We start from the raw sequence: 15,088 nt of genomic DNA, 5'->3' as shown, positions 1-15,088 counted from the left end.
TTAGCTTACTTATCTTGAAGCTTAAGCCCAATGACTTCGATTTCCCCACCGTTCATTTGCCTTATGGTTAGTCGTATATTGCCGAAACGCACTCGGTCACCCACCACCAAATGCTTACCTAATTGGCGCTGCAACAATTCTGCTGCGGTGTCTGATTCATCAATACCATCAAGTGGGACACCGTACACTTTTGCCAAATCAATCAAAGACGCATCGCCGCGAATGGCAAACTCACCAAAGAAGTTCTGCAATAAGAAAGACGACGAGGCTTTCTGCGAAAATATTTGCGCAACATCATTCACATCACCAGGGTGAAGTAGCATCCAAATGCGGTCACAAGACTTCAGCTCTGTTTGTGCGTCAACTACCATTGGCTGTTGATTACGTACCAGCGATACGAGCTGAGGCGTAGAAACCGTTTCACTCGGCACATTCTGGAGAATAGTGCTTGGTATACGCACACCATCGGCTTGCACTAAGAATTCGTACAATTCTAATGAGTGGTTTGCATTTGCATCGCTAATCAAAGAGAAGCTTGTGGTAGGAGCTGGTGCGGGTGGCACTTCAATTTTCAACCAGCGTGCTACTTGCGGCACGGTTGAGCCTTGTAACAATAAAGAGATGAGTACGACCGTGAAGGTAATTTCGAATAGCAATTCCGAATTAGACAGCCCTGCAATGACAGGATATAGCGCCAAGACAATCGGTACCGCACCACGCAACCCCACCCAACTGATATAAAAACGTTCAGGCCAACGAAAATCGAATGGCAACAAGCAAAGAATTACGGCAACAGGGCGAGCAACAAAAATCAAGAAAGCAGCTATTGCAACCGCCTGCCAGCCATGGGTCAGCAGACTTGAAGGCGTTACTAACAAACCTAGCAATAAGAACATGCCTGCTTGAGCTAACCAAGCCAAACCATCCATAACTTGTGAAATAGCTTCTTGCTGTTTGATCCGACCATTACCAACGGTCAGCCCAACAAGATAAACCGCCAGAAAACCACTACCACCAATAATATTTACGCCTGAGAACATCGCCAAACCAAATGCGATAATCAGCAGTGCGTACAAGCCTTCGATTAGAGGTACACGACGCAAAACCATTAATAGCAGCTTGCCGCCAAGCACGCCTAACACACCACCGATCGCAAACTGCTGTACCATTTGCCCTAGGAACGCCAACACACTTAGCGGCTCAGAACTTTGCAGCAAGCCAGTCAGCATCACCACCAGTAAGATTGCCATCGGATCATTGGCACCCGATTCGATTTCTAACGTGCCGCCCACTCGCTCATTAAGTTTAACGCCGCTATTGCGCAGTAAACTAAATACTGCAGCCGCATCGGTGGAGCCAACAATGGCCCCCAGTAATAAACCATAAATGAGTTTAACGTCTAAAAGCCAAGCAGCGAATGTACCAACGGACGCCGTGGTTAACACAACACCAAGAGTAGCAAGCGACAAAGATGGCCATAAGGCCACACGGAAAGTGCTGGTTTTGGTTTGCATACCGCCATCTAGAAGAATGACAGCCAATGCGAGATTACCAACGAAGAAGGCAAGATTTGGATTGTCGAAATCCAATCGGCCTACCCCGTCCTCCCCTGCCAACATCCCGATACCGAGAAAGACAAGTAATAAAGGTAAGCCGACACGAACAGTAAATGAGCTTGCGAGAATACTAACTAATAGCAATATCCCCGCTAAAAAGATAAAACTATTAGCGTCGATAGCAGCAACAACCTATAAGCTACAGTTGACCTGTAAGCGTTAAATATTTTTCCATCAACTGCTCTTCTGTTTCCTTACGGTTTGGATCCAGAGGTATGCAGTCAACAGGGCAAACTTGCTGACATTGAGGCTCATCAAAATGGCCAACACATTCGGTGCACTTTGATGGCTCAATTACATATATTTCTTCACCTTGAGAAATGGCCTCGTTCGGACATTCAGGTTCGCACACATCACAATTGATGCATTCATCAGTAATAATAAGAGACATAATTCTCTCCTAAAACCGCCATAATATATTCAGCGGTATAAATAACGACAATGAACAAAACCAAGATTAAATGGTTTTATAGTGTTCCTGTAAAACACATTTTACTTCTGGGCTAACGAATTGCCCAAAGTCACCATTCAACGACGCAATTTCTCGAACCAATGTTGAAGAAATATAAGAGTGCTTCTCTGAAGGTGTCAGAAAAATACTTTCTACATCAGGTGCAATCGCACGATTCATATTGGCTAATTGAAATTCATACTCGAAATCTGACACCGCTCGAAGACCGCGAATAACCACTTGACCATTCACCGAACGAGTAAACTCTGTTAACAAGTTATCAAAACCCACTACTTCTACATTGGGCAAATGGCCCAATACCGTTTTCGCCAATGAAATACGCAGTTCATGAGACAGGGCTGGACGCTTTTTCGGGCTCGCTGCCACCGCTACAATAACTTTGTTAAATAGCTTTGATGCGCGTTCAACCAAATCCGTATGGCCGTTTGTAATAGGGTCAAATGTCCCAGGATAAACCGCAATCGTACTCATAGCTTTCATCCAAAAAAATTAATAAAGGAGAACATGTCGGGCTGCTGGCGCTATAAATGCGCTCTAATTCCCATTCAGGGGTCGCATCATATAGGAATACGACCTTGTTCTCAATTCGTCGAAACACAGTCCACTATGTATCGACCCCATTGCACCTAATTCTATGCTACTAAATACTGTAAGGAGCCAGCATTTGCTTCAAGAATGAAATCGCCAAGAAGATAAATATCGGCGACAGGTCAAGACCACCTAACGTTGGAATAAATCGCTGACAAGTACGATACAAAGGAGCCGTTATTTGCCCAACCAGCATAGCGCCTGGATGATTCGCACCCGGTGCAACCCAGCTCAAAATAACAGAAATAAGCATGGCCCAGAAATACAGATCAAGCAGGTGATAAAGGGTTCCTGCAACCGTGTAAATAGCATAACTGGCCGAAGAGATTACAGCTCCGCTAATCATTACAACTAATGCAACTGTGATAAATTGCACTAAAAAAGCCAACAACAGCGATGCTGTGTCCAAACGACCAATAGCGGGAATCACTTTTCGCAAAGGCAATACGATAGGGCTGGTTGCTTTCACAATGCCTTGGCTAATCGGGTTATAAAAATCTGCTCTCGTCAGTTGCAATACCAAACGCAACAACACAATAAATAAGTACAGGTTACAAATAACCTTTACTAGCATTACAAATGGATCTGAGTACATGTTATCTATGTCCTTAAATTAATCTTTCTTAGCAGAAAAAGTTTTTGCCATCTCTTTCGAGCGCTCAGCACACGCATACATAGCATTCGCGACTATTTTATCAATATCAGCCGCCTCAAAAGACAACAAAGCTTGCTCTGTCGTTCCCTTTGGCGAAGTAATATTCTTTCTTAATTGATCAATCGGGTCTTCTAATTCAACAATCATTCGTGCCGCACCTAACATAGCGTGGCTGGCTAGCTGACGACTTGTCTCTTCATCTAGCCCTTGTTCTTTGGCATTTTTTACCATCGCTTCTACAAAACGGAAGAAGTACGCTGGCGCACTTCCTGATAATGCCGTCACTGTGTGCATGTGTATTTCGTCTTCTATCCACACTGAACTACCAATGCTTGCAAAAAGCTCGCTTACCCATTCTTTCTGAGATTCATTTGTGTATTGGTTGGCAATCAAGCCCGTCATACCAGCACCCAGCTGAGAAGGCGTGTTTGGCATACTACGCACTACAGCAGCCGGTTTACCTAACCAGGTCGCCAGTGCATTCAGTTCCACACCAGCCGCTACTGAAATAAACAACTGGTCTTCACGGACAAAGGAGGCAAACTCTTCAACAACCATTTGCATTTGTGCTGGCTTCACACACAACACAACAACATCCGCTTCGTTCACAGCTTGCTCATTCTCTGAAAGCATGGAAATGCCGTATTGCTGTTGGTAATATTCGCGTTTTTCCGGTGTTCTAGAGGTTCCCATGATTTTATCAGCAGGATAACCACTCGCCAGCAAACCACTAAAAATGGCTCTCGCCATATTCCCAACGCCGATAAAAGCAATGCTTGGTGTCATTTCAAATCCTATTATTTCATTCTTGTAGCAGAGGCTTTATCGCCGTCTGTTTTAAAGTTTTATTACGATACAGCCCATCATGCCTTAGCAGAATAGTCTCGCGCACCGAAAATTGCCGTGCCCACACGAACCATGGTACTGCAAGACGCAATGGCCGCGGGTAAATCACCAGACATACCGATAGACAAGGTATCTATCATGCTATCGGATTTGGATAATTCAATGAACGCCTGATGTAAAGGCGCATACACAAGACATTGCGCGGCAAAATTGTCCTGTGGCGCAGGAATCGCCATTAAGCCCCTGAGCTGCAAATTTGGCAAACTGGAAACTAAAGCCACCATGTCCTTCAATTCAGACAAGGATACGCCCGCTTTGCTTTCTTCACCGCTGATATTTATTTGAATACAGACATTTAATGGCGGCATGTTATCTGGGCGCTGCTCACTAAGACGACGAGCAATTTTCTCCCGGTCAACGGAATGAACCCAATCCATTGATTCGGCAATTAAACGAGACTTGTTAGATTGGATAGGGCCAATGAAATGCCATTCAAGGTCGTCTAAGTGCGCTAAAGCATGATGTTTTTCTACGGCTTCTTGCACATAGTTCTCACCAAATGCTCGTTGCCCTACATCGTAGGCGGCTTTTATTGCTTCAATGGGTTTGGTTTTACTCACTGCCAATAAACGAACACTGCCTGCTGTCCGATCATATTGCAGCTCAAGCTCTTCAATCTGTTGAGAGACGACCGCTAAATTCGCTCTAATTTCTTTGGTGTCGTTGAGCTCTACTTCAGTCGCCATGTCTGCCACGCCTCTTTGTTATCGTTATTAAATCTAACGGTTATTCCAATACATCTAACCGATAATAAAGGAAGCGCCACAAAAGGCGAAGCATAGCATTCTTTTAAAAGGCTGAAAAAAGCTTAAAGAGAATAAAAGTCCGCACTGGATTGAAAACAATTGCCATGAAATTCTATTCGATAGCCAGGGACATTTCCCAAAGAATTAGCTGCCAACGACGCTGCTGCATAAAGAGACTCAAGGGATGAATGCTCTGGGTAAAAAGCAATACCGATAGACAAGCCTCCTTGTAACAAAGCATAGTCAGTGAACTTTGGTGAATTGAGTGATTTCTGTAACTTTTGCGCCACCACTTCAGCATCTGCTAAATGCTGGATACGAATTCCCATCACCAGTTCTCGCCCACCAAAATAGGCAATTAGGTCATTATCACGCACAGTATCTTGCATCACTTCAGCCAACGCTTTTAATTCTGTTTCTTTTATTGCGGACGAAGAAAGAACCCTAATTGAAAATAACGCTGCGCGTAAAAAATGGCGACGGGAGTCTTTCAGAATGATGCCAAAACTATTCTCAAAACTGTATCGTCTAAGCAAACCAGTTGTTGGATCTCGATGACTGTCTTCCAGCAATAATAAATCTGCCTGCTCTCTTTCAAATACCGCGCTCAACCAAGACGCGTAATTATCCAACGCCAACATCATCAGATCACTTTCTAATCGATGCGCGTCTCGCTGGAATACTAACATCAGATAAATAGAACCTTGTCCGTCCGACACACTGACCATAGATACATCAGAAAAACCCCGTTCATTAATAAACGACTGCCAAACTTTCCATCCTGATGCGCTTTGAATTTCTTCATCATGGCGCTGTGGGCAAGAAGGGCTTGCAGCAAAGGTCACTAAAGCTTGGGGGATTTTGCTAAGGAAATTATTCGAATTGAGCAATGCAGTATTAACAGAGTCTGTGTATTGTAGGCGCCACTGTAGGCAATCTTTATCAGTGGTAAGAAACAAACAATATGCATTCGGCAGCTGTGCTTGCATCTTAGTTTTAAAGCTATCCAGCAAGGAACTAAGCAAAGCACCTTTTGAAATTGTCTGCAGCATTTGAGGCATGCCACTGTACAACTTTTTTATGAAGTCTCGCTCTTTTTCAAGGTATGCAATACGAGAGAGCAAGGTTTGCTGCTGCTCTAGCAGTATATTTGAGGGGGCATTAGACATAAAAGATTAAAACCACATCCGTTTGTAATTCAAACTAGAGTAACGGCCGAATAGTAAAAGTAAAGAAATAGTAAGGTCTAGCCGAATAAAAACTTAGCTAGACCTTACACTACAGAGCGTTTATGCCACTTGATAAACGCGTTGGCCAGAAATGTATGTCGTCAGCACTCGACCTACAAACTCCTCACCAAAGTAAGGCGAATTATGGCCTTTTGTCCTGCGCCCTTCGTAATCCCAAGTCCAGCGCACAGTGCTATCAAATAGGGTAAAGTCAGCAAAACTACCCACGGATAAAGAACCCGCCTCTAAACCAAAACAAGCCGCTGGACCAGAGGTTAAGCACTTCAAAACCGTAGTGAAATCCAAATCCCCTTCGTCCATTAGCAACATAGCCAATGGCAATAATACCTCGACGTTTGCCATGCCTGGTTCAGTTGCAGCAAAAGGCGCAGTTTTTGCCATTTTTTCATGAGGCTGATGATCAGAACAGATTGCTGTAATCACACCCGCCTTGATGCCCTCGATAAGCGTCAAGCGATCTTCATCGCTCCGCAAAGGTGGCAACACATGAAAATGGCCATCAAAACCACCTAGCACTTGATCGTTTAGCAGCAAGTTATGCACTGCAACATCCGCAGTCACATCCAAACCGGACGCTTTTGCGTCAGCGATCATTTCGACAGACTTGGCACAAGACAGGCGAGCAAAGTGCGCACGTACGCCAGTTTTCTCGACCAGTAATAAATCGCGCATTAAGGCGATGGTTTCCGCTTCTTCAGGAATACCCGCCAAACCATGCATAGTCGACATCAAGCCTTCATGGGCACAGCCACCTTCTGAAAGGCTGGACTCATCGGGATGGAAGACCACCAACAAATCGTGTGTCGCTGCGTATTCAAGCGCTCGAGACAACACTTTAGTACTGACCATTGGGTGACGATGATTCGACAGTGCAATACAGCCAGCTTCAGTTAAAGCAACCATGTTACTCAGTTGTGCGCCTTCTAGACCTTGAGTCAATGCGCCAATCGGAAACACATTCGCCATTCCAGCTTCATCGGCTTTGTCTTGAATCAATGCCGCCACTGCAGGCGTATCGACAATAGGTCGCGTGTCTGGTGGGCAGACCAAGGTAGTAATACCGCCGGCGACAGCTGCACGACCTTCTGTCGCAATGCTGCCTTTTTGAGTTTGACCAGGCTCACGCAGTGCCACTGCAAGGTCCACTAGCCCAGGTAAAATCCACTGACCAGAGGCATCAACCACCTCGGCGTTTTCAAAACCTTCTGGCGCCTCACCGATCGCAACGATTTTTTGATTATCGATGAATAATTCTGTTACTGCGTCGATGTCTTGACTTGGGTCGATCAAACGACCGTTTTGAATACGTAATTTCATACTATTCTTCATCCTTCACAGCTGACGATTCATCACTTTGCAGTTGCCCACTCATGGCCATAGACAATACCGCCATGCGCACTGCAATACCGTTGGTTACTTGATCCAAAATAACTGAATGTTTACCGTCAGCAACCTCTGATGAAATCTCTACGCCACGATTAATTGGGCCTGGGTGCATCACAATGGCATCCGGTTTTGCCCAAGCAAGCGTCTCTTCAGTCAAACCATACAAACGATAAAATTCGCTTTCACTTGGCAACAAAGCGCCTTTCATGCGTTCTTTTTGCAAACGCAGCATAACCACCACGTCGACACCTTTTAGACCGGCTTCTAGATCATGGCAAATCGTCGCACCCATTTCAGCAAAGAAACTAGGCACTAATGTTTTAGGACCAACCAAACGCACTTCACTCACACCCAATGTTGTTAGCGCTTGAAGTTGTGAACGTGCTACCCGAGAATGAAGAATGTCGCCAACAATAGCGACTTTTAGCCCTTCAAAGCCTCCCTTGTGACGACGAATCGTCAGCATATCTAACATAGCTTGTGTTGGGTGCGCATGACGGCCATCGCCTGCATTGATAATGGCAACATTTGGCGTGCAGTGCTCAGCAATAAAATGCGCTGCACCACTGTCTGAATGGCGAACAATAAACATGTCGCTTTGCATAGCTTCCAAGTTTTTTAGGGTATCCAGCAAGGATTCCCCCTTTGATGTAGCTGATGTTTCAATATTTAAATTGATAACATCGGCAGACAAGCGTTTGGCGGCCAATTCAAAAGTTGTGCGCGTACGAGTAGAGTTTTCGAAAAATAAATTGACTACGGTTTTACCACGTAGCAGAGGAACTTTCTTTACAGACTGTTCGCCCATCGAAAGAAAGGAGTCGGCTCGATCCAGAATCTCCGTCAAAATGGTCTTATCTAATCCATCCAACGTTAGGAAATGCTTAAGCTGGCCGTGTTCATTTAACTGTAATGCCCGAGGTTCGGATCGCATCATGGTTTGCTTTCCTCAAACTGCAAAGACGACATGGTCGTCATTCTCTATTTTAAATAGGAAGTCTAGATAGGAAAATGCCCGGTACAGGCAATCTGCAACCGGGCATTAATGACACGTAACGGTTATTCCATCCTGTTTTCTGATGAAATGTCATTCTTGCAACCGCCGCACCGTCAATCTTATCCATACGTTAATTGTCGTACGTGTTTGACAAAAAATAAAGCTTTGTCGCGCATATTAATGAGCATCAATGACCGAGACACTTAAGTTTTCTGGCCCTACCAACTTAACCCTTTGTTCAGGATTAAGTGTCAATCGCTCACCCACAATATCCGCCGCAATCGGCAACTCATGTTGGCCAAGATCATAAAGGATGGCTAAAGTCACACTGGCTGGTCGGCCAAAATCAAAGATTTCATTCATCGCTGCGCGAATAGTACGACCAGACATAAGTACATCATCAACCAATATAACGTGACGATCTTCGATTGCAGGCAACAAGGTTTGATTCACCTTAGGATTCAAACCGGCTTTGGTAAAATCATCACGGTAAAAGGTAATATCAAGCGTAGCCAAAGGTTCACTCGTTGGCACAGCTGCCATCAAGCGTTCTGCCACCCAAACACCACCAGAATGAATACCAACTACAATCGCGTCTTCAATGCTTTTCTGCTCACAATAGGCTGCTAATTGCACTTTCATTGACGCTAGAGATTTCTCTAAATCTAACTTCATTATTTCTCAAACCTTGCTAATAAATTCGTAAAAACTGCTATTCAAACCCGTTCGCTTAACTCGATTCTGCAAACCATGTTTCGACAATCATTTGAGCAGCCAAACCATCCACCGAGTTATCTTTAAAATTACGATTTCCCCCGCGGGCAATAACCTGCCCTTTGGCTTCATAAGAAGACAAGCGTTCGTCCATCATATGGTAAGGAAGGTTAAAACGTCCATGCAAGCGTTTGGCAAACTTGCGTGCACGTTGACACATCTCATTTTCTGTACCATCCATATCTAAGGGTAAACCAACAACAAACGCATCCGGCTTCCACTCTTCAACGATACGGGTAATCTCATCCCAATTAGGAATGCCATCTTTTGCCTTTAATGGATTCAGTGGGCGGGCAGTACCTGTAATACTTTGACCAATTGCCACTCCCATTCGTGTTGTGCCAAAATCAAAGCCCAATACTGAACGAGCAGTATTGGGCTTCTGGTTATCGTCTAAAGACATTTCTGTCGAGATTGACGCTGTCATTAACCATGTCCTATATCCGGTGAAAGTCTTGTAATATCAATTCCCAACACGCGTGTCGCGGCAGTAAATTGCATATCACTTGGTGTGTGGAATAATACGTCTAAATCCGCCTCACATACCAGCCAATCATTATTGGCGATCTCACCTTCCAGCTGACCTGCATCCCAACCGGCACAACCTAACGTAATACGAAAGGCTTCAGGGCCAGCGCCTTGCGCGATTTCTTCTAACGCCTCTAAGGACGCGGACAGGGAAATGTCGTCGGTAACACGTAGCGTGTTACTCCAAACTTTATCTGCAGTATGCAATATGAAACCACGCTCCGATTCCACTGGACCACCTGTGTAAATTGGTTCAGAGGTTAAACGTGGGCTGTGAATTTGAATTCCAAGATGGTCTGCCAATTCGGTAAAATCAACATTTGAGGGACGATTGATAATAATCCCCATGGCACCAGCTTTGGTGTGTTCACAAAGATAAATAACAGTATGTTCAAAATGTGGGTCATCTAGGTGTGGCATTGAAATTAAAAAGTGATTTTTAAAAGAATCGAAAAATGCATTCATAGTCATGTGCCCTCTTTAAATTGATGACAGCGCAACGAAAGCGCCTGTTATTAAAACCTAAGAAGTACTTGAACCTGAGACCAAACTTGCCAACAAAAACGAAAAAATAGACAGTAGAGAAGTGCTAAAGAAGACGGCAAATGTGGATAGCCGACCCCTGCAGTATAGGACAAACTGAGAATTAACCCACCCCTCTGTGACAATTTATTACTGAATCCCTTCAAAACTTACTTTTCAAACAGTAAACTAACACTTCTGATCCTTTATATAGGATTAAAAAAACCATGCGTTTAGGAGGCAGGTAGTGCCCTTAACATCATCACAACACGTACAAATTGAATCAGCTAACGCTGCGATATTTGATCGTCTGCACGCGATGAGTTTGGCGCAATGGATTCAGCATTATCAAGCCGAAACCGTCGATTTGCGTTATTTTTTCCACAGTGGCTGGTCGTCTTAGATTCCCTATATTGTTCTCGAAAATTCTCCGTATCCATCTATTATCAAACGGTACTTATTCAGACAAAAAGCCAATATTTGGCCTATAGGAAACAATCATGCAATTACAAGCTATTGACTACAAAAGCCCAACCGCCGCAGAAGACTTTGTAAAATCCCTTCGTGAAACAGGCTTTGGTGTCCTTAAAAACCATCCAATCAAAAAAGAACTCGTTAGTGCTATCTACAAAGATTGGCAAGAATTCTTTGCGGATGAGAGCAAGTACGATTATCGCTACAATGTTGGTCCACAAGATGGTTACTTCTCGCCAAAAGTAGCCGAAACAGCAAAAGGCCACACCAAGCGAGATATAAAAGAATACTTCCATTACTACCCTTGGGGACAATGCCCAGCAAAGCAGAAGCCATCTTTAGAACAATATTATGGCGAAGCCACCAGCTTGGCAGAGGAACTACTGGCTTGGGTAGAAGAACACTCTCCAGCTGACGTGGCAAAGCATTACACACAGCCACTCTCCAGCATGGTAGAAAATAGCCAGCAAACCTTACTGCGTATCTTGCATTACCCACCACTAAAGGGTGATGAAGAGCTCGGTGCGATTCGAGCAGGTGCCCATGAAGACATTAATCTATTGACGATATTGCCTTCTGCCAACGAGCCAGGGTTACAGGTCAAAGCAAAAGACGGCACTTGGATGGATGTACCTTGCGACTTTGGTACATTAATCGTCAACATTGGCGACATGCTGCAAGAAGCCTCTGGTGGGTATTTCCCATCAACGTCGCACCGTGTAATAAACCCAGAAGGCGCAGACAAAACCAAATCGCGTATTTCTCTGCCTCTGTTCTTACATCCGAAGCCGGAAGTCGTGCTTTCCGCACGCCATACGGCAAAAAGCTATTTACATGAACGCTTAGTGGAATTAGGTGTTTTACCCGCCTAGTAGTTACTAATAAAGTAAAATGCAAAAAAGCCGCTGCTCATATTGATATGAACAGCGGCTTTTTTATTAAAAACTAAGAGACATGCACAGTGCATCGAAATTTGACATTTCAACTCCCAGCAAGCATTAGGGTAGCAGTGAAGACCTCTATTTATTCGCGTCGATTAGGGCTTTAAGCCGATTTTCTTGCTCACTCGTCGGCATAGTTAAAGGCGCTCTGACTTCCCCTGCAGATCGACCGATCGCTGATGCCCCCGATTTGATAAGGCTAACTGCATAACCTTTTTTCTCATCCCGTAGACGACAAAATGGAATAAAGAAGTCTTGAATAATAGAGGTAACGACGGCTTTATTTCCCTCTCGCAATGCCTTGTAAAAACGGTTTGCCATACCTGGCATAAAGTTAAATACCGCAGAAGAATAGGTATTTACGCCGATCGAAAGATAGGCCTCAGCAAAGATCTCCGCCGTTGGCACACCACCGATGTATACCAGTCTATCGCCTACCGTTTTAATCGTATCATTCAAGGCTGCAATATTGCCCACACCATCTTTTAGTGCAATTAAATTTGGGTTATTCGCAGCCAATAATTTAACATTTTCCGCCCCTAAAATACCGTTACCACGGTTATAGTAAATGAACTGAATAGGGCTGCTTTGCATAATCTGAGACGCGTATTCAATAATACCGTCTTCTGGGCACTCTGTTAAAAATGGAGGCATTAAGAGAATACCATCACAGCCAACCTCTTCGGCGGCAAGAACGAACGCCTTAGCTTCAGCCACACTCCGCCCCGCACTGGCGATCACAGGTACCCGCCCGGCCACAGTCTCCACAGCAATTTTAACAATCTGTTTGTATTCTGCTAAATCCAAAGAGAAAAATTCCCCTGTACCACCCGCAACAAAAACAGCAGACACATCATGCTCAATAAACCACTCAATGCGCGCCTTATAGGTTTCTGGGTTAAATTGGCCTTTTTCATCAAAGTCTGTAATTGGAAACGAAAGCAAACCATCGCTAAGAGAAGCTCGAATACGCTCGACAGAAAGTGTCATAGAATCATCCTTTTTTGTTATTTTTTGGGTAAAAAGCTCTTATTTTGGCAGCACAAAGCCCTGCCCAATAAATCGAGCAATAAACCTTATGAACCGATTTGATTTAATCGAAATAAACTAAGTTGTAACGCTAATCTTCGAAATGCCCTGCGCAGGCAAATCCCCCTCCTTGAAAACGGACTGCTGGATCATTTGGGTCTGCCTGCTCTTCTTGCAAATACGCTTCATTTTCAAACACCGCAGATGAATCCTTTGGTGTCCAACCTATAAATTTGGCGTGGCGGTTATCCCACCACGTGCTTGGGTTGTCAGATACACCATATATAACCGTGCAACCTAATCGATCTGCGGCATATACTTTTTTGATCAAGTCTGACAAATCCCCTTCACTTAACCAAGTCGATAACATGCGACGGTTACTCGGTTTGGGAAAACAAGAACCAATGCGAACTACTGCCGATTCAATACCAAATTTATCGTAATAATACTGTGCCAATAGCTCACCAAAGCATTTCGATAGCCCATACATACTGTCAGGTCGCATTGCGCAGTGAGCATCTAAAAGTGTTTCTCTATCATGAAAACCAACCACATGATTGGAACTAGCAAAAAAGATACGCTTTACACCATTTTTCCTGGCGGCTTCATATAAATTGTAAGCACCTTTTATGTTTCCATTTAAGATATTATCAAACGTATTCTCTGTTGATACCCCTCCAAAGTGAACAATGGCATCACATCCTTCAACAAGGGACATAACCGCAGCGGCATCCCCTAGATCGCACTGCACAAACTGTTCGTTCGCTTTTATATTATCTACTTTGGTAATGTCAGAAAGGCGAACTTCTGTCGCCCAATCATTTAATCGGGGACGCATAACATTACCTAAATGGCCAGCAGCGCCAGTGATCAAAACACGTTTCATTTTTACTCCTATGGCCACAGCAATGACCCTATCGTTATGGGTTAATCCAGCTAGGCAAAGTCATAGACACAGCAGGGATATATGTCACCAGCATCAGCGCTGCCAGCATCGCCAAGTAAAATGGCCAAATACTCTTCACAGCTCTTTGTATTGGCACCTCACCAATGGCACAACCCACAAACAAACAGCCACCAACAGGCGGTGTACAAAGCCCCAACCCTAAGTTCATCATCAACATGATGCCAAACTGGACTGGATCCATGCCCAAACTAACGGCAACCGGTAAGAAAATAGGAGTACAAATTAGAATCAGTGCTGCCATGTCCATAATCATGCCTAACAAAAGCAAAATCAGGTTCATTAGCAAAAAGATGACTATCGGATTATCCGAAACAGACGTAAGCGCACTAGCTAGCACTTTTGGTACTTCATAGAGAGCCAGCATGTATCCAAATGCGCCTGCACAGCCAACTAAAATCATCACCATCCCTGTTGTTTTTACCGAACGGATAACAGCAATCCAAAAGTCTTTTAAGCTTAAAGAGCGATAAACAAACCCTGTAATGACTATTGCATATAAGGCACCTATAGCCCCTGACTCAGTCACGGTAAAGATGCCAGATAATGCGCCACCCACCACAATGATCGCGGTAATTAAGCCAGGGAAAGAGGCAATAAACGCCACAAAGACAAAACGCCACCCCGCAAATTGTTCAGTTGGAAAGTTCCTACGAATCGCGATCCAACGAGCGACAAAACCCAACATCAAACACATCAAAATACCGGGCACTATGCCTGCAATAAACAAGCTAGCAACGGAAATACCGCCACCTGCTGCGACCACATATAAAATCATATTATGACTAGGCGGAATCATAATGCCTGCGATAGAAGAGCTTACCGTGACATTCACTGCATAATCATCGTCATAGCCTTTTTCCTTCATCACAGGTATAAGCAAAGACCCTAGTGCCGATACATCCGCTACCGCTGATCCAGAAATACCGCCGAACAACATACTAGAGAAGACGTTAACCTGTCCTAAACCGCCACGCATCCAACCAACACTGGCAGACGCTAAGCGAATCAAACGTGCAGCAATCCCACCATGCAGCATGAGCTCACCGGCAAAAATAAAAAATGGAATAGCCAATAGAGAGAAGGTAGACATGCCGGCCACAATGCGCTGAAAACCAATCATAAGTGGCAGACCTTCGTACCAAAACGCACTGATCGCAGCCATGCCCAGAGCAAAAGCTACCGGCACACCAACCACAGTTAACAAGGCAAAAATGCCTAATAAAATTGCTAAACCCAT

17 protein-coding genes are annotated in these 15,088 nt (G+C 44.4%); 2 read left to right on the top strand and 15 right to left on the bottom strand.

Going from position 1 to position 15,088, the window contains the following annotated elements; translation table 11 throughout:
* Window positions 1–5 precede the first annotated feature (5 nt).
* From JSY38_RS11300 to JSY38_RS11245, 12 genes are all read right to left on the bottom strand, one after another.
* A complete protein-coding gene (locus JSY38_RS11300) occupies window positions 6–1,736 on the bottom strand; it encodes a potassium/proton antiporter (RefSeq protein WP_275586993.1) in 1,731 nt (576 codons plus the stop codon).
* 19 nt (window positions 1,737–1,755) lie between these two features.
* The gene (locus JSY38_RS11295) at window positions 1,756–2,007 is read right to left on the bottom strand and encodes a YfhL family 4Fe-4S dicluster ferredoxin (RefSeq protein WP_113917485.1); all 252 of its coding nucleotides are present in this window, start codon (window positions 2,005–2,007) and stop codon (window positions 1,756–1,758) included.
* A gap of 66 nt (window positions 2,008–2,073) precedes the next feature.
* Window positions 2,074–2,559, bottom strand: coding sequence for a pantetheine-phosphate adenylyltransferase (gene coaD / locus JSY38_RS11290; RefSeq protein WP_205113318.1), 486 nt, complete (start codon window positions 2,557–2,559; stop codon window positions 2,074–2,076).
* Between the two features lie 169 nt (window positions 2,560–2,728).
* On the bottom strand, window positions 2,729–3,271 hold the full coding sequence (locus tag JSY38_RS11285) for a YggT family protein (RefSeq protein WP_205113317.1): 543 nt from the start codon (window positions 3,269–3,271) through the stop codon (window positions 2,729–2,731).
* An 18-nt stretch (window positions 3,272–3,289) separates the two neighbouring features.
* Window positions 3,290–4,117 (bottom strand): pyrroline-5-carboxylate reductase, encoded by an 828-nt coding sequence (gene proC, locus JSY38_RS11280; protein WP_205113316.1) that lies wholly within the window; start codon window positions 4,115–4,117, stop codon window positions 3,290–3,292.
* Window positions 4,118–4,194: 77 nt separating this feature from the next.
* Window positions 4,195–4,923 (bottom strand): YggS family pyridoxal phosphate-dependent enzyme, encoded by a 729-nt coding sequence (locus tag JSY38_RS11275; RefSeq protein WP_205113315.1) that lies wholly within the window; start codon window positions 4,921–4,923, stop codon window positions 4,195–4,197.
* Window positions 4,924–5,045: 122 nt separating this feature from the next.
* Complete coding sequence (locus JSY38_RS11270; protein ID WP_239543953.1) at window positions 5,046–6,152, bottom strand: GGDEF domain-containing protein; 1,107 nt, start codon at window positions 6,150–6,152, stop codon at window positions 5,046–5,048.
* 120 nt (window positions 6,153–6,272) lie between these two features.
* A complete protein-coding gene (locus JSY38_RS11265; RefSeq protein WP_205113314.1) occupies window positions 6,273–7,550 on the bottom strand; it encodes a dihydroorotase in 1,278 nt (425 codons plus the stop codon).
* A 1-nt stretch (window position 7,551) separates the two neighbouring features.
* Window positions 7,552–8,556: an aspartate carbamoyltransferase catalytic subunit gene (locus JSY38_RS11260; protein WP_114412987.1), complete on the bottom strand. Its 1,005-nt coding sequence runs from the start codon at window positions 8,554–8,556 to the stop codon at window positions 7,552–7,554.
* Window positions 8,557–8,793: 237 nt separating this feature from the next.
* A complete protein-coding gene (gene pyrR, locus JSY38_RS11255; protein WP_114412985.1) occupies window positions 8,794–9,291 on the bottom strand; it encodes a bifunctional pyr operon transcriptional regulator/uracil phosphoribosyltransferase PyrR in 498 nt (165 codons plus the stop codon).
* Window positions 9,292–9,346: 55 nt separating this feature from the next.
* Window positions 9,347–9,817 carry a Holliday junction resolvase RuvX gene (gene ruvX, locus JSY38_RS11250; RefSeq protein WP_114412983.1) on the bottom strand — a complete coding sequence of 157 codons (471 nt, stop codon included), beginning with the start codon at window positions 9,815–9,817 and terminating at the stop codon, window positions 9,347–9,349.
* Complete coding sequence (locus JSY38_RS11245) at window positions 9,817–10,389, bottom strand: YqgE/AlgH family protein (RefSeq protein ID WP_239543952.1); 573 nt, start codon at window positions 10,387–10,389, stop codon at window positions 9,817–9,819. The genes ruvX and JSY38_RS11245 overlap by 1 nt, the downstream gene beginning before the upstream one ends.
* Window positions 10,390–10,687: 298 nt before the next feature.
* Between JSY38_RS11245 and JSY38_RS11240 the strand changes: the two genes are divergently transcribed.
* Together JSY38_RS11240 and JSY38_RS11235 are read left to right on the top strand one after the other, a co-directional pair.
* A complete protein-coding gene (locus tag JSY38_RS11240; protein WP_205113313.1) occupies window positions 10,688–10,843 on the top strand; it encodes a hypothetical protein in 156 nt (51 codons plus the stop codon).
* A 97-nt stretch (window positions 10,844–10,940) separates the two neighbouring features.
* Window positions 10,941–11,786: an isopenicillin N synthase family dioxygenase gene (locus tag JSY38_RS11235; protein ID WP_205113312.1), complete on the top strand. Its 846-nt coding sequence runs from the start codon at window positions 10,941–10,943 to the stop codon at window positions 11,784–11,786.
* Window positions 11,787–11,933: 147 nt separating this feature from the next.
* Here JSY38_RS11235 and JSY38_RS11230 read toward each other — a convergent pair whose 3' ends face one another.
* The 3 genes from JSY38_RS11230 to JSY38_RS11220 all read right to left on the bottom strand — a co-directional run bounded on the left by JSY38_RS11230 (window position 11,934) and on the right by JSY38_RS11220 (window position 15,088).
* On the bottom strand, window positions 11,934–12,845 hold the full coding sequence (locus JSY38_RS11230; RefSeq protein ID WP_205113311.1) for a 5-dehydro-4-deoxyglucarate dehydratase: 912 nt from the start codon (window positions 12,843–12,845) through the stop codon (window positions 11,934–11,936).
* Between the two features lie 130 nt (window positions 12,846–12,975).
* Window positions 12,976–13,770, bottom strand: coding sequence for an NAD-dependent epimerase/dehydratase family protein (locus JSY38_RS11225; RefSeq protein WP_205113310.1), 795 nt, complete (start codon window positions 13,768–13,770; stop codon window positions 12,976–12,978).
* Window positions 13,771–13,804: 34 nt separating this feature from the next.
* Window positions 13,805–15,088 (bottom strand): TRAP transporter large permease, encoded by a 1,284-nt coding sequence (locus JSY38_RS11220; RefSeq protein WP_205113309.1) that lies wholly within the window; start codon window positions 15,086–15,088, stop codon window positions 13,805–13,807.

Origin of the sequence: Marinomonas foliarum, assembly GCF_016906065.1 — a bacterium.
Lineage (GTDB): Bacteria > Pseudomonadota > Gammaproteobacteria > Pseudomonadales > Marinomonadaceae > Marinomonas > Marinomonas foliarum.
The sequence above is the reverse complement of the archived record's forward strand: the minus strand, read 5'-3'. Positions and strand labels throughout refer to the sequence as shown.

Bases quoted from the DNA above. Each gene is read 5' to 3' on its own strand.
- JSY38_RS11275 (WP_205113315.1), bottom strand. From the start codon at position 4,923: ATGGCGACTGAAGTAGAGCTCAACGACACCAAAGAAATTAGAGCGAAT.
- JSY38_RS11220 (WP_205113309.1), bottom strand. From the start codon at position 15,088: ATGGGTTTAGCAATTTTATTAGGCATTTTTGCCTTGTTAACTGTGGTT.
- pyrR (WP_114412985.1), bottom strand. From the start codon at position 9,291: ATGAAGTTAGATTTAGAGAAATCTCTAGCGTCAATGAAAGTGCAATTA.
- JSY38_RS11245 (WP_239543952.1), bottom strand. From the start codon at position 10,389: ATGACTATGAATGCATTTTTCGATTCTTTTAAAAATCACTTTTTAATT.
- JSY38_RS11270 (WP_239543953.1), bottom strand. From the start codon at position 6,152: ATGTCTAATGCCCCCTCAAATATACTGCTAGAGCAGCAGCAAACCTTG.
- proC (WP_205113316.1), bottom strand. From the start codon at position 4,117: ATGACACCAAGCATTGCTTTTATCGGCGTTGGGAATATGGCGAGAGCC.
- JSY38_RS11230 (WP_205113311.1), bottom strand. From the start codon at position 12,845: ATGACACTTTCTGTCGAGCGTATTCGAGCTTCTCTTAGCGATGGTTTG.
- JSY38_RS11265 (WP_205113314.1), bottom strand. From the start codon at position 7,550: ATGAAATTACGTATTCAAAACGGTCGTTTGATCGACCCAAGTCAAGAC.
- coaD (WP_205113318.1), bottom strand. From the start codon at position 2,559: ATGAGTACGATTGCGGTTTATCCTGGGACATTTGACCCTATTACAAAC.
- JSY38_RS11260 (WP_114412987.1), bottom strand. From the start codon at position 8,556: ATGATGCGATCCGAACCTCGGGCATTACAGTTAAATGAACACGGCCAG.
- JSY38_RS11285 (WP_205113317.1), bottom strand. From the start codon at position 3,271: ATGTACTCAGATCCATTTGTAATGCTAGTAAAGGTTATTTGTAACCTG.
- JSY38_RS11235 (WP_205113312.1), top strand. From the start codon at position 10,941: ATGCAATTACAAGCTATTGACTACAAAAGCCCAACCGCCGCAGAAGAC.
- ruvX (WP_114412983.1), bottom strand. From the start codon at position 9,817: ATGACAGCGTCAATCTCGACAGAAATGTCTTTAGACGATAACCAGAAG.
- JSY38_RS11295 (WP_113917485.1), bottom strand. From the start codon at position 2,007: ATGTCTCTTATTATTACTGATGAATGCATCAATTGTGATGTGTGCGAA.
- JSY38_RS11225 (WP_205113310.1), bottom strand. From the start codon at position 13,770: ATGAAACGTGTTTTGATCACTGGCGCTGCTGGCCATTTAGGTAATGTT.